Genomic DNA, 18,523 nt, shown 5'->3' with positions numbered 1-18,523 from the left:
TATTTCGTTACCCTAAATATAACGGAAATCGAAATAAATTTAAAGTATTATAGATTAATAGTTAAAAGGTGTTATTTTTTGGAGAATGGGTATAATCTAAGTTATAAAATAATATTTTGGTAGACAAGTAGTATAAAAGAAAATGAAAAGAAAAGGAGCTATGAATATGAAACGTTTTATAAAACTAACAGCTCTGTTTACATTAATGATTAGTTTGGTTGCGGCTTTTGTCATGCCGGTAAGTGCTGATGAAGTAATTAATGAAAAACTAGGTGTTCCAATTGTTGTCTATGGTGGGAATTTAACCGAAGAACAAAAAACAGAAACACAGAAACTACTTGAAGTAACAGACCCAGAGATGGTGGATGAATATACTGTAACCGGTGAAGACCTGGCTAAATATATTGGTGGCAATCCAAATTCTAGAATGTTTTCTTCCGCAAAAATCACTATGGAAGAAGAAGGTAAAGGATTAAATGTTTCCATTATCACACCAGATAATATTACGGAAGTAACCAGTGAAATGTATGCAAATGCGTTACTTACTGCGGGTGTAGAAAATGCAACGGTTGTTGTAGCATCTCCTGTAAAGGTTACAGGGCATTCAGCGTTGACAGGGATCTATAAAGCATACGATGTTGAGGGTGTAGAGCTTGATAAAGAGCGAATGGAGCTTGCTAATGAGGAGCTTAATGTAGCAACAGACTTAGTATCAAGTGCTGGACTAAGTAAGGAACAGGTAAGTGAATTAATTACTCAGATTAAACAAGCGCTAGCAGAACAAAAACCTGCTTCCGTAGAAGATGTCGAGAGAATTGTACAAGAACAATTAGACAAACTTGAAATCTCATTAAGTGAAAAGGATCGTCAATTATTAATAGACTTATTCGATAAAATGCGTAATCTAAACATTGATTTCGATCAGGTTAAAAATCAATTAAATGATATTGCTTCAAAAGTTCAAGAACAAATTGGAGACTTATTAGCAGATGAAGGTTTCTGGGACAGTGTTGGTAACTTTTTCAAAAAGATATTTGAAGCAATTGCCGAATTCTTTACCAATTTATTCAAGTAGATTGATTTACTATTTAAGATATTGAGTGAGGGACTAATCTCTTAACATGGGAATTAGCTTTAATAGCTAATTTAGTTGTTAGAGATTGGTCTCTCTTTTTTTAGCTAAATTAAGTATTACTACCCAATACTAATTAACTAATAATTTTGTTTAAAGTAATTATTTAGTCATATTAGAATTAGTTAATTAATTACAATTAATCAAAATTTATAAAAAAAGTTAATGAAAATTTTTTGAATAGGTTGTATAATGGAAAACAAGTTCAGGATTTTGACTATCTTGAATTATAAGAAATCTTTAAAAAATAGGAGGGTCTACACATATGTGGAAAAAATGGTCATTACTTTTAGTTCTTTTATTTGCACTTGGCCTAGTTCTTGCTGCATGTAATGGTGGCGGAGACAAAGATGCAAATGGCGATGGTGGCGATAAGGGAACAGAAGAACAAAGTGAAGGTACTGGAGATTCTAGCGATTCTGAGGGGTCAGAGGACGCAGGAGACTCTAGCGATGTGGAGCAAGTATTAAACGTAAATATTAAATCGGAACCGCCTTCATTACATCCTGGTCTAGCAACAGATACAACTTCTGGTGCTGTACTTGACCAAGTATTTGAAGGGTTAATGCGTATTAACCAAGAGGGTGTAGTTGAGCCTGCTATGGCAGCAGCTGAGCCTGAGGTTTCAGATGACTTATTAACGTATACATTCACAATTCGTGATGATGCAACATGGTCTAATGGTGACCCTGTTACTGCTCATGACTTCGAATTTGCTTGGAAATGGGTATTAGATCCTGCTAACGCTGATACAGACTATGCATATCAGCTATATGTAATTAAAGGAGCTCAAGCTGCTAAAGAAGAGGGCGGCTCTTTAGATGATGTTGGTGTCAAAGCTCTAGATGACAAGACTCTAGAAGTTACTTTAGCTCAGCCAACTCCATATTTCTTAGATTTAACTGCTTTCTATACTTATTACCCTGTTAACAAGGCTGTTGCAGAAGCTAACCCTGAATGGGCACTTGATGCAGGTGATGATTATGTAACTAACGGTCCATTCGTATTGGACACTTGGGAGCATAAAAACAAAGTCGTACTTAAGAAAAACACAGGATACTGGGATGCTGAAACTGTTAAGTTAGAAACAATTAACATGTTCATGGTAGATGACGAAAATACAGCATTACAAATGTATGAAGCTGGTGACCTTGATTGGGTTGGATCTCCAACTGACTCAGTTCCATTAGCTGCAATCCCTGCATTAAAAGAGGAAGGTAGATTAAATATTTCTTCTCTTGCAGGTGTTTACTACTATGCATTTAACACAGAAGCAGAACCTTTTGATAACGAGAATATCCGTAAAGCATTTGCTTTAGCTATTAACCGTCAAGGTATTGTTGATAACATCACAAAAGGTGAACAACAACCTGCGATGGCATTAGTACCACCTTCAATTTGGGAAGAGAGTAACGAAGGATACTTTGCTGATAACGATGTTGAAACAGCAAAAGAATATTTAGAAGCTGGTTTAGAAGAACTTGGCTTAGACGAGTTACCACCAGTTAAACTTTCTTACAACACTAGTGAAGCACATGCAGTAATCGCTCAAGCGGTTCAAGATATGTGGAGTAAGAATCTAGGTGTTGAAGTTGAGCTTGGTAATGAAGAGTGGAACGTATATCTAGATTCTATGGGATCTGGTAACTTCCAAGTTGGACGTATGGGATGGCTTGCAGACTTTAACGATGCAATCAACTTCCTAGAAATCTTCCAATCTGTAGGTGGAAACAACTACACGAACTGGGAAGATGCTGAGTATCAAGAATTGTTAGCTGCTTCTAGAACTGAAACTGATGATGCAGCTCGTAAAGAAATCTTAAGAGAAGCAGAAGCAATCTTTATGGATGCTATGCCTATCGCGCCTGTATACTTCTACACTAACGTATGGACTGCTAAAGACTACGTGAAAAATGTTGAGGTATCTGGACTTGGTGGAGTTCAATACAAGTGGGGCTACATCGAAAAGTAATAGATTAAAAGAAAAGTCATGAATTAAACCAAGATAGGGAACAACTAACGTTTTCCTTATCTTGGTTCATCCTTTATAAATTGGAAACCTTTTGTAACTTGTATAAACAAGGCTTTTCAAGAGATTTAGAGAATAGTAACTGAATATACTAGACGACATGCAAAAAGAAACCGTTGACGCCTTCTTAGAAATACAGGACATGAGTATTTCTTTCGCATAGACACAAGATGATTATTCTTTTTTTCTTGAAAAGGAAAAGGGAATAGGAGGGGTGGAATGTTTCACCTCTTTTTTTTAGTTTAGTAAATAAGAAAGTATAACAACTTTCTCCATATATATATAAAATCTAACAAAATTTGCTCTTCGGAAGTAACACACGATGTTATACAGGTGGTTACTTCGCTAAGGACGGAGCGATTACAAGTTTTCTAGGAAAATATTGATTGCAACGAGTTAATTGGAGGTGTATGTATTGGCAAAGTATATCTTAAAAAGGGTTGGCTATATCGTCCTATCCCTATTCTTAATCATCAGTGCAACATTCTTTATCATGCGGGCAGCCCCTGGTAGTCCATTTGCATCAGAACGTAAGATGACACCTGCATTAGAGGCACAAATGGAAGAAGCATACGGACTGAATGATCCCATTCATGAACAGTATATTACCTATGTTGTAAATGCACTTACATTTGACTTTGGACCATCCTTTAAGTTTGTTGGACAAGATGTAATGGATATTATTTTACGTAGTTTCCCTTATTCCCTTGTCTTAGGACTTGAGGCCGTATTTATAGCATTAGGATTAGGTGTATTATTTGGGGTGTTTGCGGCACTGAAACACAATCGATTTGGAGACTATACCGCAATGGTCATTGCTGTATTGGGTATATCGGTACCAAGCTTTATCATGGCGACGATCTTACAATATATATTCGCCATCAAACTAGAAATGTTCTCTGTTGCACGGATGGAATCTTTCTCTGATACGATTCTTCCTGCGCTCGCACTGGCAACAACACCACTTGCTTTTATTGCACGTTTAATGCGTTCAAGCATGCTAGATGTGTTAAGCTCAGATTATATTAAGACAGCAAGATCTAAGGGAATGAGTCAGCGTGTCGTAACCTATAAACACGGTCTCAGAAATGCAATGTTACCGGTTATCTCCTATATGGGCCCATTAGTTGCAGGGATATTAACAGGGAGTTTTATTATTGAACAGATATTTGGTATCCCTGGTCTCGGTAGTGAGTTCGTAACGAGTATTACCAATCGTGACTATACCGTTATAATGGGAACCACGGTGTTCTATAGTGTACTATTATTAGTTAGTATTCTAATAGTAGATTTAATTTATGGATTAGTTGATCCTAGAATTAAAATTGCAGCAAAGGGTGGTGAGAAGTAATGGCACAGCCACAACTTTCTAATGCAGATTTTAACCCTCTTCATATTGATCATGCAGAATCCGAGAAGATAGTAGGGAAGAGTACTTCTTATTGGAAAGATGCATGGAGAAGGTTTAGAAAAAATAAATTAGCTCTAATAGGTATTCTAGTACTAATTATGTTAGGGGCTATGGCAATATTCGGTGCCGAAATTTCTGGTAAAAACTATAAAGATACCGATTTAATGTCGACCAACTTAACTCCGTCAGCTGAACACTGGTTTGGAACCGATAATATCGGGCGCGATATCTTTGCGCGAACTTGGGATGGGGCAAGGATTTCCTTATTTATTGGTCTGATGGCTGCATTTCTAGACCTTATTATTGGAATTATCTGGGGAGCCATTGCAGGCTACTTTGGTGGAAAAGTAGATGAATATATGATGCGGTTTGCCGATATTTTATCTGGTCTACCATATCTTTTAGTCGTTATTCTATTGATGGTTCTGATGGGACAAGGTATTTGGACAATGATCATTGCGATGGTATTTACGGGATGGATTAATATGGCCAGAATAGTTCGCGGTCAAGTGATGCAACTAAGGTCAGAAGAATATGTATTAGCTTCTCGTTCACTTGGAGCAAGCAATTCTAGAATTATGTTTAGACATTTAATTCCTAATACGCTTGGCCCAATCCTAGTTACGTTAACATTAACAGTACCAAGTGCAATCTTTACAGAGGCATTCCTTAGCTTCTTGGGACTCGGTGTACCGGTTCCGCACTCTAGTTGGGGTGTCATGACAAATGATGCGCTTAGTGCATTCCAGTACTATCCATACCAACTATTCTTCCCAGCGTTCTTTATTTGTTTAACGATGCTGGCATTTAACGTAATTGGTGATGGTCTGAGAGATGCACTAGACCCGAAAGAACGTAAATAGGAGGGGAGATCTAAATGAAAAAGATACTGAGTGTAAAAAACCTTTCTGTAAACTTTGAAACATATAAAGCAGAGGTAAAAGCAGTTCGTGATGTATCCTTTGATTTACATGAAGAGGAAACACTTGCAATTGTAGGGGAATCTGGCTCCGGAAAAAGTGTAACAGCACAATCTGTCATGCGGCTTATCCCTATGCCTCCTGGAAAATTTGTTAATGGATCGATAGAATTTAATGGTGAAAATCTAGTAGAAAAATCGGAAAAGCAAATGGAAAGTATCCGCGGGAAAGAAATCGGTATGATCTTCCAAGATCCTATGACTTCTTTAAATCCAACGATGACAATTGGTAAACAGATTGCAGAAGGTCTAATCAAGCACCAAAATATGACGAAAAAAGAAGCACATTTACGTGGGGTAGAATTACTAAAATTAGTTGGGATTCCAAATCCAGAAAAGCGTATCAGTCAATATCCTCATGAATTCTCTGGTGGGATGCGTCAACGTGCGATGATTGCGATCGCATTAGCATGTAATCCTAAGATACTAATTGCAGACGAACCTACTACTGCGCTAGATGTAACCATACAGGCTCAGATATTAGATTTAATGAAAGAATTACAAAAAGAAACCGGTACAGCCATTATCCTAATTACCCATGATCTAGGTGTAGTAGCTAATTCAGCACACCGAGTTGCGGTTATGTATGGTGGTAAGATAGTGGAAACGGGTTCTGTAGATGAGATTTTCTATAATCCAAGACATCCATATACATGGGGATTACTTGGCTCAATGCCTAAATTAGACGGTGATGAAGAGGAATTAAAAGCAATTCCTGGTTCACCACCAGATTTAGCAGATCCTCCAAAGGGATGCCCATTTGCTGCTCGTTGTCCTTATGCGATGCAAGCATGTGCAACTCATATGCCGGAGTACTTTGAACTATCCGAAACACAAAAGACAGCATGCTGGTTATTAGATGAGCGTGCGCCAAAAGTGGAACCACCGGAGTTTGTGAATGTAGGAGGGTTGAAGGTAAATGGCTAAACCTAAAGAGAAAATTCTTGAGATTAAAGATTTAAAAAGACATTTCAAAGTAGATCGTAAAAACGTGTTAAAAGCAGTAAATGGACTAACATTTGATATTTACCAAGGAGAAACGTTTGGACTAGTTGGTGAATCTGGATGTGGAAAATCAACTGCTGGTCGAACCATCATGGGACTGTATCAAGCGACAGATGGAGAAGTTTCCTTTAAAGGGGCAAGTGTGCATGCGAAGAAGTCCAAGAAACAATTAAAAGAACTTACTCGTAGTATGCAAATGATTTTCCAAGACCCATATGCGTCGTTAAATCCTAGAATGACAGTTAAGGACATCATTGCAGAAGGTATTGATATACACGGCCTTGCAAAAACTAAAAAGGAACGAGACGATCGTGTAATAGAGCTATTAGAAACCGTTGGATTAAATGCGGAACATGCTAATCGTTATCCACATGAATTTAGTGGTGGGCAAAGACAAAGGATTGGGATTGCAAGAGCTCTTGCGGTAGATCCGGACTTTATTGTAGCGGATGAGCCTATCTCTGCGCTTGATGTATCAATCCAAGCACAAGTTGTAAACTTGCTTAAAAAGCTACAGAAAGAAAGAGGATTAACCTACTTATTTATTGCGCATGACCTATCTATGGTGAAGCATATTAGTGATAGGGTAGGTGTAATGTATTTAGGTAACATGGTGGAAATCTCAACAAGTGATGATTTGTATGAAGAACCATTACACCCTTATACACAAGCGCTATTAAGTGCCATTCCAATGGCAGATCCAAAGGTTGAACGGAGTAGAGAGCGTATTATTCTTGAGGGGGATGTACCAAGTCCAATAAACCCACCAAGTGGTTGTCCGTTCCGTACAAGATGTCCGATGGCAATGGAAATCTGCTCCAAAGCAGTACCAGAATTTATCGAACACAAACAAGACCACTGGGTAGCATGTCACTTATACACAAATAAAAAGTAAATAGATTACATTTAATAGAAGATTAGTGTAAGAGGACCATCCTCCAACACTAATCTTTTTTTCTTTGCTTTTATTTTTGATAATGTAACTAAGTATTATGGATAGCGCAACTTACCCGCTTCGGAAATACACTCCGCTTTCACTGTCAGCACAGGGGCGACATCTGCTCGAAAGAACCGTCGCATTGTCTACCTTGCCGCGGGCGGCTGGTGAGCCTCCTCGCGCTTACTTCTTTAGGGGTCTCACTGATGCCTATCCTCCCGCAGAAAGCGGAGTATTCTGCCGGAGCGGGATTCTACCACTATCTTCTTTAAATGGGCAATAAACTTTTATCACATAGCTTCTATCAATTATGCAATTAACCACAATCCCTGAAAACGTACAAAATTGGTTCTAATACACCTTCAGATATACCGGAGAATCAAAATCAATAAAAAATCACAAAATCGTTAAAATAGTAAGAAAAAACAATTATTTAGCGACACGAAATATTATGAAAATTTAAACGAAGGATCATTTAATATAAATGCATTAAAAAATATAGAGAAATTAAACTATTACATAAGTACCAACAAACCCAATAAATATAAGGGGTTTATTACAAAACAATACAAGAATATTAAAATTTTATAAATTTTTTTAAAGATAGGGGGTGACTTTTTTAGGGAGAAGGTAGTATAATAGATTTCATCACGTAATTCCAATAACACTAAATTATCAGAAAAATATAAACAATTACAACTTGAACTTGTATCATAAATACTATAAAAACGTAAACCCTAAAAAGGCATGATGTCTTGGGCCGATTACAATCAATAGGGGGAAATATAATGGCAGATAAATTATTAGAAATTAAAAATCTAACTACATCATTTCGTATAAAAGATGATTATCACGCTGCTGTAGATAATCTTTCCTTAACAGTTAATAAAAATGAAGTTCTCGCAATTGTAGGAGAATCAGGTTGTGGAAAAAGTGCGTTAGCATTCTCCATTATGGGACTTCATACACGTGCGAAAATTGATGGTGACATTCTATATCGTGACAAAAACATTGCGAAGATGACACCAGCTGAATTAAATAAAGTGCGTGGTAAAGATATCGGGATGATCTTCCAGGATCCGTTAACTTCTTTAAACCCATTAATGCAGATTGACGAGCAAATCGGTGAAACAATATTACTTCATAACAAAGAAATGTCTAAATCAGCTCGCCAAGAAAGAGTGTTGGACTTATTAAATAAAGTAGGGATTCCTCGTCCGGAATATGTGATGAATCAATTCCCTCATGAGTTATCTGGTGGTATGCGTCAACGTGTGATGATTGCGATGGCAATTGCAAACAAGCCCGAATTATTAATTGCAGATGAGCCAACAACTGCACTGGATGTAACCATACAATCTCAAATTCTTGATCTTATCAATAAACTTAAGAATGAAATGAATTCTGGTATTGTACTGATTACACATGACTTGGGTGTTGTTGCAGAAATGGCAGACCGTGTTGCCGTTATGTACGCTGGTCAAATAGTGGAAGTAGCAGATGTGAAAACCTTATTTGCAAATCCAAAGCATCCTTATACTAGATCGTTATTAAATTCAGTTCCAAGTGGTAATGAGGAGCAAGATCAATTACACGTAATTCAAGGTATCGTACCTTCTTTACAAAACTTACCTAGAGAAGGTTGTCGTTTTAGTGCAAGAATTCCTTGGGTGGATGATTCGGCACATGAGAAGCATCCAGAATTACGTGAGGTAGCTCCAGGGCACTTAGTGCGTTGTACATGCTATAAGCACTTTAGCTTCCCTGATGCGTCGAAGGAGGAACAACATGTCTTATCTTGAGGTTAATGATTTAAAGGTACACTTCCCAGTTAAGGGTGGTATTTTCGGAAGAACAGTGGACCATATAAAAGCTGTTGATGGGGTTTCAATCTCATTAGAAAAAGGTAAAACATACGGTTTAGTAGGAGAATCTGGTTCTGGTAAATCCACTACCGGTAGAGCAATTATTGGATTAAATAACATTACTTCAGGTCAAGTCATCTTTGAAGGTGAAGATATTACAAATGTAAAACGTACTAAATCTGAGGCAACTAAAAACATTCAAATGATATTCCAAGATCCATACTCATCATTGAATCCTAAAAAACGTGTGGTTGATATTGTTTCGGAACCACTTCGAAACTTTGAAAACCTAACTCGTAAAGAAGAACGCAAGAGAGTATCGGAACTTCTAGAATTAGTTGGATTAAGCCCAGAGAGTATTCTAAAGTATCCACATGAATTCTCTGGTGGACAACGTCAACGTATTGGGATTGCTAGAGCAATTGCCTTAAAACCTAAATTAATTATCGCTGACGAACCTGTTTCAGCACTTGATGTATCTGTTCAAGCACAAGTACTTAACTTTATGAAAGAAATTCAAAAAGAACTTGATTTAACGTATCTCTTTATCAGTCATGATTTAGGGGTAATCAAACACATGTGTGACGACATCGGTATTATGTACAAAGGTCGCTATGTAGAAGAAGGGACTGCGGACGATATCTTTAGTAATCCACAGCATATCTATACAAAACGTCTAGTTGCTGCTATTCCAGATATTGATCCAAATAAACGTGAAGAAAAGCGCAAATTCCGTGAAGAAGTAAAAACGGAATATGATCAGTCCTACAATGATTACTTTGATGAAGAAGGTTTAGCTTACAAATTGCAGCCGATTTCTGACACGCATTATGTAGCTTTACCTGAGAAAGGTTGATAATATGTGGAAATTTTCAGTACGCCGTACGTTAATCATGATTCCTCAATTAATTGTTCTAAGTATATTAATTTTTGTACTAGCACAATTAATGCCAGGTGACGCATTATCAGGACAAGTTGGACCAGATGTTGATCCAAAACGACTGGATGAGATTCGTGAACAAATGGGTTGGAATGATCCATGGCATGAGCAATATGGTAGATGGATGGGCGGAATCCTCCAAGGAGATTTTGGAGAATCATTTAGATTTAAAATGCCTGTAACAGATTTGATCGGGCAACGAATCGTGAACTCATTTTGGTTATCTGTTGCAACACTAATTTTAACTTATTTAATTGCTATTCCATTAGGGATAACAAGTGGTCGTTTCAATGATACATGGCGTGACCAGTTAATTACAGGGTACTCCTATGTTGGATTCGCTACACCGTTATTTATATTTGCATTAGTCATGCTTTGGTTATTCGGGTTTACATTACAATGGTTCCCGACTAGTGGTAGTGTAACGCCAGGGCTCGAACCAGGTACATTTGAGTACATGATGAGTAAACTTTATCATTTACTATTGCCTGCAATATCCATGGCACTTATTACGACTTATAGTACTATTCAGTATTTAAGAAATGAAATCGTAGATACAAAACAAAAAGACTTTATTATAACAGCACGTGCGAAAGGTGCTTCAGAAAGTCGAGTTTATAACCGACACATCTTACGTAACTCACTATTACCAATTGCAGCATTTTTTGGATTTGAAATCACAGGGTTAATTGGTGGATCAATATTCATTGAAAACATTTTTGGTTATCCAGGAATGGGACAATTATTAGTAGAATCCATTACTCTTCGTGACTACACAGTATTAACAGCTACAACACTATTGTTTGGTGTTGCATCAATACTAGGTGCATTATTATCCGATATCATCCTAAGTATTGTGGATCCAAGAATTCGTATTAAATAAAATTAGGTAAACAGTGAGGTGAAATAAATGGAAAGCAAAGTAGAAGAAGTAAAATCAAATCAACCAATAAAAAGTCCTTCTGGCTTTAGTATAATCTGGCGTGAGATTGTTCGAGATAAACTTGCGCTAATATCGTTAATCTTTCTTATCTTAATTATGGCATTTGTATATGGGATCTCACTTTTCTTAGATCAAGAAGAAATTGTTACGGTAGACTTGTTCTCCATCTATGAACCACCTAATGAAGAATTCTTATTAGGTACTGATTACGGTGGTCGTGATGTGTTTGGACAATTAATCATTGGAACTAGAAACTCTTTAACGATTGCATTACTGGTAACACTTCTTACTGGAATAATTGGGGTTGGATATGGATTAGTCTCTGGATACTTTGGTGGTCATATCGATAATATTATGATGCGTATTCTAGATTTCTTCATGATCTTACCATTTACTATGATTGTAATTGCCTTTGTAGCAATTGTTCCGAAATATAATACGTTAACATTCTCGCTTATTATGACCGCATTCCTCTGGATGGGAATTGCAAGGTTGATAAGATCTAAAGCATTGCAAGAGAAAGAACTAGATTATATACAAGCTTCTAAGACTTTAGGAAGCTCGAACTTAAAGATTGTCTTTACACAGTTATTACCAAACTGTAGCTCGCTAATTATTGTGACGATGACACTTAACTTAGCAGCAAATATTGGACTTGAATCCGGACTTTCCTTCTTAGGATTTGGTTTCCCGGAAAGTACACCAAGTTTAGGTACACTATTGAGTTATGCAACAAACCCACAAACACTGGAATATAGATGGTGGATTTGGGTACCAGCATCTGTTCTAATCCTTCTGTTAATGATGTCTATCAATAACGTTGGACAAGCACTTAAACGTGCGACAGACGCTAGACAAAGAAGAGGTTAATCAGCACATAGTATTAAGAGGATTGGAAAAAACTAAGAGGGTTAATTTAAACCATGCTAAATTAATCCTTTTGTCCCACCTCTATATCGTAAAAATTTTGATTATTGCTACTAGACATCCAATTAGGTGTTTTAGTATATATCTTGGTCGCGTCCAATTGGTATGGCCAAGAAAAAGATTAAGAAAATAGGGAGGCAACAAAGATGAGAAAGACAAGCAAATGGCTTTTAGCTCTTATGCTAGTATTACTTCTTGCATTAGCTGCATGTGGCGGCGGTAGCGATAAAGATTCTTCTGACAAAGCTAGTGATTCAGAAGATAAGAAGACTACTGAAAATGCTGAAGAAAAGAATGAAGATGGAGTTTTCAATATTGAAGATTTCAGCATGACAACTTCTAATGATGCTGAAGCATTAGAAGATGGTAAACTTACTTATGGTATCGTTTCTGATACTGTATTTGAAGGTACATTCAACTTCAACTTCTATTCAGGTGCACCTGACTATGAAGTAATTGCATGGTTTGATGAGCCATTATTCGACTCTGATGCTAACTATGCCTACACTCAAGATGGCGCTGCAACTTGGGAAGTAGATGAAACTGGTACTGTTTACACATTAAAAATTAAAGATGGTGTAAACTGGCATGATGGAAAACCTGTTACAGCTGAAGACTGGGCTTATGCTCATTATGTAATTGGTCACCCTGACTATGTTGGTATCCGTTATGGATCTGAATTTGAAAACATCGTTGGTATGACTGAATACCACGCTGGTGAAACTGATACTATATCTGGTATTGAAGTAATTGATGAGAAAACTCTTCAAATTACGTATCAAGAAGGCGGTCCTTCTCTTATTACTGGAGGAATCTGGCCATATGCATTACCGAAGCATGTATTCGGTGAAATGGAAGTTGCTGAAATGTTAGAATCTGATGCAGTTCGTAAAAACCCAATCGGATTCGGTCCTTATGTAGTAGAATCAATCGTACCTGGTGAGTCTGTAGTACTTACTCGTAACGAAGATTACTGGAGAGGAACTCCTGCACTAGAGCAAGTTACAGTTAAAGTAGTTTCCCCTAAAACTGTTGTACAATCTCTAGAATCTGGTGAAGTAGATATGGTTGATAGCTTCCCAGTTGATCAATTCGTAGACAATGCAGATATGTCTAACGTTGAATTCTTAGGAGCAGTTGATAATGCTTACACTTACATGGGCTTTAAATTAGGTAAATGGAATGCTGATACTGGACAAGTAGAAGTAGATCCAAATGCTAAAATGGCTGACGTTAACCTACGTCGTGCTATGTGGTATGCTGTTGATAACAACGCTATTGGAGATAAGTTCTACAATGGTTTACGTTGGAATGCAACAACTTTAATCATCCCATTCTTCCCAGAGTATCACAATGCTGATATTGAAACACCAACATACGATCCAGAAAAAGCTAAAGAAATCTTAGATGAAGCTGGATATGTAGATGTTGATGGAGATGGATTACGTGAAAACAAAGATGGTGAAGAATTAACTATTAACTTCGCATCTATGTCTGGTGGAGACACTGCTGAGCCATTAGCTCAATACTATATGCAATCCTGGAAAGCAGTAGGTCTTAATGTAGAACTTGTTGATGGTCGTCTACTTGAGTTCAACACTTTCTATGATCGTTTAGAAGCTGATGACCCGGCATATGATGTATACCAAGGTGCTTGGGGTACTGGTACTGACGTAAACCCAGCTGGTATTTTCGGTGGTAACTCACCTGCAAACTACCCTCGTTGGACTAACGAAGAGAACGATAAATTGCTTGCTGATGGTGCTTCTATGAAAGCTATGGACACTGAGTATCGTAAAGAAATTTATGATCAGTGGCAACAATTAATGGTGGATGAAATTCCATTATTCCCAACTCTATACCGTGCAGTACTAGTTCCAGTTAACAACCGTGTTGTTAACTACACACTAGACCCATCTTCAGATCTTCTACGTTACCAAATTGGTGTAACTGAAGCTGAACCAGTGGTTGCAGAATAATTAAACATAACAAAAAGGAAGAAGCGATTATTCGCTTCTTTTTTTGTCTTCCTTCAATTTATCCCCTCATAATCTACTAAAGGATGTAGAATATAGGTAAAATTCACTAATAAATTATATCTATATTAGTTAACTTACTATATATCAAATATCCCAATTAACATCAACAATGAAAGCGCTAAAAGTTGTACAGAGTTATAGCAATTATCTAAAAGTTTTAATAAAATGTTTAAAAAAAGCTTGTTAAAAATCAGAAAATAATATATACTTTAAAAAAATCGACCACATATTACAATTACATTACGAAATTGCGGAAAAATACCTAGATACCGTAATGAAATCAACAAATAATTATTGGAAAATTTAAATTATAATAACTTTTCATAGGGCAGACCACACATATTGGAACTGATACACATCATGAAATTCTGCTCTTTAATATGTTTGAAAGCTATTATTACTATTAAATGACCAGATTATACATTGAATTTTTTCAATTTTTAGTTAGGGGGATTATTTTGGCAGAGAAGTTATTGGAAATCAAGAACCTAAAAACATCTTTCCGTATTAAGGATGATTATTTTGCAGCAGTAGATGATGTTTCTTTAAACGTTAATAAGAATGAAGTATTAGCTATAGTTGGAGAATCTGGTTGTGGAAAAAGTGCGCTGGCTTTCTCGATTATGGGACTACATACTAGAGCAAAAATGGAAGGGGATATTCTTTATAAAGGCGAAAATATCGTCGGTATCTCTCCTTCTAAGTTAAATAAATTACGCGGAAAACATATGGGGATGATTTTCCAAGACCCGTTGACTGCACTAAACCCACTAATGATAATTGGTGATCAGATTGGTGAAGCACTACTTTTACATAATAAAGAAATGTCTAAAACACAGCGAAAAGAGAAAGTTATTGACTTGTTAAATAAAGTAGGGATACCTCGTCCGGAATATGTATATGAGCAATTCCCACATGAGTTGTCTGGTGGAATGAGGCAGAGAGTTGTTATTGCAACAGCAATTGCGAATGAACCAGAATTATTAATTGCTGATGAACCAACAACAGCTCTAGATGTAACCATTCAATCACAAATTCTAGATTTGATTAAAGATCTAAAGGATGATATGAACTCTGGAATCGTACTTATTACCCATGACTTGGGAGTAGTGGCTGAAATGGCGGACAGAGTAGCAGTGATGTATGCCGGAGAAATAGTAGAGATTGCCGAGGTAACAGAGCTATTTGAAGAACCATTACATCCATATACACGTTCATTATTTAATTCTGTTCCAAATGCAAGTGAAGAACAGGATAGATTACACGTGATACAAGGTATTGTACCTTCACTGCAAAATCTACCTAGAACCGGATGTCGATTCGCCCCAAGGATTCCATGGATAGATGAATCCGCCCATGAGGCACATCCAGAACTACATGAGGTAAAACCGGGACATTTTGTTCGTTGTACATGTTACAAGCATTTCCGCTTCCCGGAAGAAGTAGGCAAGGAGGAAGAACACCATGGGGTTTCTTAAAATTGAAGATTTAAAAGTTCACTTTCCTATTAAGGGTGGTCTTTTTGGAAGAACTATAGATCATGTAAGAGCGGTAGATGGTGTTTCTTTCACATTAGAAAAAGGGAAGACATACGGGCTTGTAGGAGAATCTGGATCAGGTAAATCTACTACTGGTCGAGCAATTATTGGATTAAATCATGTTACATCTGGAAAGGTGTATTTTGAGGATAAAGAAATAACTGGAGTGACAAAAGCAAAATCTGATTTTAGAAAAGATATACAAATGATATTCCAAGATCCATATTCATCTTTAAATCCGAAAAAGCGAGTGATTGATTTAGTCGCTGAACCATTAAGAAACTTTGAAAAACTATCAAGAAAAGAAGAACGTATAAGGGTGCAGGAATTACTAGAATTAGTAGGTTTAAATCCGGAAAGTATTCTAAAGTATCCACACGAATTCTCAGGAGGGCAACGTCAACGTATTGGAATTGCTAGGGCAGTTGCTTTAAAACCTAAATTAATCATTGCCGATGAACCAGTATCTGCACTGGATGTTTCTGTACAAGCCCAAGTACTGAACTTTATGAAGGAAATTCAGGATGAACTGGATTTAACTTATATGTTCATTAGCCATGATTTGGGAGTTATTAAACATATGTGTGACCATATTGGAATCATGTACAAAGGTCGTTATGTGGAAGAAGGAACTGCAAAAGAGATATTTGATAATCCACAACATATTTATACCAAGCGACTAGTTGCTGCGATTCCAGACATTGATCCAAGGAAACGTGAAGAGATGAAACAATTCCGTGCAGAGGTCAATTCAGAATATGAACAATCCTATAATGATTACTTCAATGAGGAAGGTTTAGCATATGGGCTAAAACCTATCACTGATACTCATTTAGTGGCTTTACCGGAGAAAGGTTGATATTATGTGGAAATTTAGTGTACGCCGTATTTTAATAATGATTCCTCAACTCTTTGTTCTGAGTTTATTAATATTCGTTCTTGCAAAGATGATGCCAGGGGATGCACTCTCTGGACAAATCGACCCGAATATTGACCCAGCACGTATTGAAGAATTACGTATAGAAATGGGTTGGTATGATCCATGGCACGAGCAGTATGCAAGATGGGTAGGCGGTGTTATGCAAGGTGATTTTGGAATGTCATTCCGCTTTAAGATGCCGGTTACAGAATTAATTGGACAACGGATTGTTAACTCGTTTTGGTTATCTGTAGCAACATTAATCTTAACCTATTTAATCGCTATTCCATTAGGGATTACCAGTGGTAGATATAATGATACATTCAGAGATCAACTGATAACCGGTTATTCCTATGTTGGATTCGCAACGCCATTATTTATATTTGCTCTCGTAATGCTTTGGGTATTTGGATTCCAACTTCAGTGGTTCCCTACCAGTGGTAGTGTCGAACCGGGGATGGAACCAGGTACGTTCGATTACTTTATGAGTAAATTTTATCATTTACTCTTACCAGCACTGTCGATGGCATTAATTACAACGTTTAATACCATCTTGTACTTGCGAAATGAAATTATTGATACGAAACAAAAGGATTTTATACTATTAGCGAGGTCTAAAGGTGCTTCTGAATCAAGGGTTTACAATCAACATATATTTAGAAACTCACTTTTACCAATAGCAGCATTTTTTGGATTTGAAATAACTGGACTAATCGGGGGTTCTATCTTTATAGAAAATATTTTCGGTTATCCCGGCATGGGACAATTATTGATAGAATCTATTAGCCTTCGAGACTTTAGTGTAGTTACAGCGACCACTCTATTATTTGGTATTGCATCTATACTAGGAGCGCTAATCTCGGACATCATTTTAAGTCTAGTGGATCCAAGAATTCGAATTAAATAAGGTAAATAGTGAGGTGATGAAAGTGGAAGCAAATGTTGAAGTAAAAGCAAAAGAAGTCATTAAGAGTCCTTCAGGATTTAGTGTAGTTTGGCGAGAATTAATTAAAGATAAATTAGCATTAATTTCCTTAATATTCCTTATAGGAGTTACGGCTTTTGTATATGGGACGGCAATATTTCTAGATCAAGAGGAAATAGTAAAAGTTGACTTATTCTCTATCTACGAACCACCAGGAGAAGAATTTATTCTAGGTACAGATTATGGTGGACGTGATGTGTTTGGTCAGTTGATTATTGGGACACGAAATTCATTATCGATTGCAATACTAGTTACACTCATGACTGGGATTATTGGAATCATTTATGGATTAGTATCTGGATACTTTGGTGGTCATATCGATAATATTATGATGCGTATCCTAGACTTCTTCCTAATCTTACCATTCACGATGATTGTTATTGCTTTCGTAGCCATTGTACCAAAATATAGTGTTTGGACTTTCTCACTCATTATGACCGCATTTCTCTGGATGGGAATAGCTAGACTAGTGAGATCAAAAGCGCTTGCCGAAAAAGAATTGGACTATATCCAGGCTGCAAGAACGCTTGGAACATCTAATTTTAAAGTTGTATTTAAACATTTACTACCTAACGTAAGTTCAATCATTATTGTTAACATGACTATAAATCTAGCAGGAAACATAGGCTTAGAATCAGGACTTTCATTCTTAGGATTTGGATTTCCAGAAAGTACACCTAGTTTAGGTACACTACTAAGTTATGCTAGAAACCCACAAACTCTAGAATTTAGATGGTGGATTTGGGTACCTGCATCTCTCATGATTCTTCTTTTAATGCTAGCTGTTAATAACGTAGGTACTGCACTTAGACGTGCCGTCGACGCTAGACAAAGAAGAGGATAATAGAAAGAAGTCAAGGCTTTCTAAATAATT

At 36.9% G+C, this 18,523-nt stretch carries 15 protein-coding genes; all 15 read left to right on the top strand.

Annotated elements, in window-relative coordinates:
• Window positions 1-166: 166 nt before the first annotated feature.
• The 15 genes from BN999_RS15825 to BN999_RS15755 all read left to right on the top strand — a co-directional run bounded on the left by BN999_RS15825 (window position 167) and on the right by BN999_RS15755 (window position 18,493).
• Entirely contained in the window at window positions 167-1,075 is a 909-nt protein-coding gene (locus BN999_RS15825) for a DUF1002 domain-containing protein (protein ID WP_096272929.1), read from the top strand.
• A 322-nt stretch (window positions 1,076-1,397) separates the two neighbouring features.
• On the top strand, window positions 1,398-3,104 hold the full coding sequence (locus BN999_RS15820; protein ID WP_096272927.1) for a peptide ABC transporter substrate-binding protein: 1,707 nt from the start codon (window positions 1,398-1,400) through the stop codon (window positions 3,102-3,104).
• A gap of 472 nt (window positions 3,105-3,576) precedes the next feature.
• The gene (locus BN999_RS15815) at window positions 3,577-4,512 is read left to right on the top strand and encodes an ABC transporter permease (protein ID WP_096272925.1); all 936 of its coding nucleotides are present in this window, start codon (window positions 3,577-3,579) and stop codon (window positions 4,510-4,512) included.
• Entirely contained in the window at window positions 4,512-5,435 is a 924-nt protein-coding gene (locus BN999_RS15810; RefSeq protein ID WP_096272923.1) for an ABC transporter permease, read from the top strand. The genes BN999_RS15815 and BN999_RS15810 overlap by 1 nt, the downstream gene beginning before the upstream one ends.
• Window positions 5,436-5,449: 14 nt before the next feature.
• Window positions 5,450-6,478, top strand: a complete 1,029-nt coding sequence (locus BN999_RS15805; protein WP_096272921.1) for an ABC transporter ATP-binding protein — start codon at window positions 5,450-5,452, stop codon at window positions 6,476-6,478.
• Window positions 6,471-7,451 carry an ABC transporter ATP-binding protein gene (locus tag BN999_RS15800; RefSeq protein WP_096272919.1) on the top strand — a complete coding sequence of 327 codons (981 nt, stop codon included), beginning with the start codon at window positions 6,471-6,473 and terminating at the stop codon, window positions 7,449-7,451. Before BN999_RS15805 ends, BN999_RS15800 begins: the two co-directional genes overlap by 8 nt.
• Before the next feature lie 830 nt (window positions 7,452-8,281).
• On the top strand, window positions 8,282-9,295 hold the full coding sequence (locus BN999_RS15795; RefSeq protein WP_096272917.1) for an ABC transporter ATP-binding protein: 1,014 nt from the start codon (window positions 8,282-8,284) through the stop codon (window positions 9,293-9,295).
• Window positions 9,282-10,214: an ABC transporter ATP-binding protein gene (locus BN999_RS15790; protein WP_096272915.1), complete on the top strand. Its 933-nt coding sequence runs from the start codon at window positions 9,282-9,284 to the stop codon at window positions 10,212-10,214. The genes BN999_RS15795 and BN999_RS15790 overlap by 14 nt, the downstream gene beginning before the upstream one ends.
• Before the next feature lie 4 nt (window positions 10,215-10,218).
• The gene (gene opp4B, locus BN999_RS15785; RefSeq protein WP_096272913.1) at window positions 10,219-11,181 is read left to right on the top strand and encodes an oligopeptide ABC transporter permease; all 963 of its coding nucleotides are present in this window, start codon (window positions 10,219-10,221) and stop codon (window positions 11,179-11,181) included.
• A gap of 27 nt (window positions 11,182-11,208) precedes the next feature.
• Window positions 11,209-12,111, top strand: coding sequence for an ABC transporter permease (locus BN999_RS15780; RefSeq protein ID WP_096272911.1), 903 nt, complete (start codon window positions 11,209-11,211; stop codon window positions 12,109-12,111).
• 203 nt (window positions 12,112-12,314) lie between these two features.
• The gene (gene opp4A, locus BN999_RS15775) at window positions 12,315-14,147 is read left to right on the top strand and encodes an oligopeptide ABC transporter substrate-binding protein (protein WP_096272909.1); all 1,833 of its coding nucleotides are present in this window, start codon (window positions 12,315-12,317) and stop codon (window positions 14,145-14,147) included.
• Between the two features lie 518 nt (window positions 14,148-14,665).
• Window positions 14,666-15,685, top strand: a complete 1,020-nt coding sequence (locus tag BN999_RS15770; protein ID WP_096272907.1) for an ABC transporter ATP-binding protein — start codon at window positions 14,666-14,668, stop codon at window positions 15,683-15,685.
• Window positions 15,672-16,604 (top strand): ABC transporter ATP-binding protein, encoded by a 933-nt coding sequence (locus BN999_RS15765; RefSeq protein WP_096272905.1) that lies wholly within the window; start codon window positions 15,672-15,674, stop codon window positions 16,602-16,604. The genes BN999_RS15770 and BN999_RS15765 overlap by 14 nt, the downstream gene beginning before the upstream one ends.
• 4 nt (window positions 16,605-16,608) lie before the next feature.
• The gene (gene opp4B, locus BN999_RS15760; RefSeq protein WP_096272903.1) at window positions 16,609-17,571 is read left to right on the top strand and encodes an oligopeptide ABC transporter permease; all 963 of its coding nucleotides are present in this window, start codon (window positions 16,609-16,611) and stop codon (window positions 17,569-17,571) included.
• Between the two features lie 16 nt (window positions 17,572-17,587).
• A complete protein-coding gene (locus BN999_RS15755; RefSeq protein ID WP_096273209.1) occupies window positions 17,588-18,493 on the top strand; it encodes an ABC transporter permease in 906 nt (301 codons plus the stop codon).
• Window positions 18,494-18,523 lie beyond the last annotated feature (30 nt).

It is taken from the genome of Paucisalibacillus globulus (assembly GCF_900184735.1).
Taxonomy (GTDB): domain Bacteria; phylum Bacillota; class Bacilli; order Bacillales; family Amphibacillaceae; genus Ornithinibacillus; species Ornithinibacillus globulus_B.
Note: the sequence above shows the minus strand (reverse complement) of the source record. Positions and strands in the feature narration are given on the sequence as shown.

What these genes read in the sequence shown, in the direction of transcription:
- BN999_RS15795 (WP_096272917.1), top strand. Translation starts at nt 8,282, where the DNA reads ATGGCAGATAAATTATTAGAAATTAAAAATCTAACTACATCATTTCGT.
- opp4B (WP_096272903.1), top strand. Translation starts at nt 16,609, where the DNA reads ATGTGGAAATTTAGTGTACGCCGTATTTTAATAATGATTCCTCAACTC.
- BN999_RS15765 (WP_096272905.1), top strand. Translation starts at nt 15,672, where the DNA reads ATGGGGTTTCTTAAAATTGAAGATTTAAAAGTTCACTTTCCTATTAAG.
- BN999_RS15825 (WP_096272929.1), top strand. Translation starts at nt 167, where the DNA reads ATGAAACGTTTTATAAAACTAACAGCTCTGTTTACATTAATGATTAGT.
- opp4A (WP_096272909.1), top strand. Translation starts at nt 12,315, where the DNA reads ATGAGAAAGACAAGCAAATGGCTTTTAGCTCTTATGCTAGTATTACTT.
- BN999_RS15805 (WP_096272921.1), top strand. Translation starts at nt 5,450, where the DNA reads ATGAAAAAGATACTGAGTGTAAAAAACCTTTCTGTAAACTTTGAAACA.
- BN999_RS15810 (WP_096272923.1), top strand. Translation starts at nt 4,512, where the DNA reads ATGGCACAGCCACAACTTTCTAATGCAGATTTTAACCCTCTTCATATT.
- BN999_RS15820 (WP_096272927.1), top strand. Translation starts at nt 1,398, where the DNA reads ATGTGGAAAAAATGGTCATTACTTTTAGTTCTTTTATTTGCACTTGGC.
- BN999_RS15800 (WP_096272919.1), top strand. Translation starts at nt 6,471, where the DNA reads ATGGCTAAACCTAAAGAGAAAATTCTTGAGATTAAAGATTTAAAAAGA.
- BN999_RS15755 (WP_096273209.1), top strand. Translation starts at nt 17,588, where the DNA reads ATGAAAGTGGAAGCAAATGTTGAAGTAAAAGCAAAAGAAGTCATTAAG.
- BN999_RS15790 (WP_096272915.1), top strand. Translation starts at nt 9,282, where the DNA reads ATGTCTTATCTTGAGGTTAATGATTTAAAGGTACACTTCCCAGTTAAG.
- BN999_RS15780 (WP_096272911.1), top strand. Translation starts at nt 11,209, where the DNA reads ATGGAAAGCAAAGTAGAAGAAGTAAAATCAAATCAACCAATAAAAAGT.
- opp4B (WP_096272913.1), top strand. Translation starts at nt 10,219, where the DNA reads ATGTGGAAATTTTCAGTACGCCGTACGTTAATCATGATTCCTCAATTA.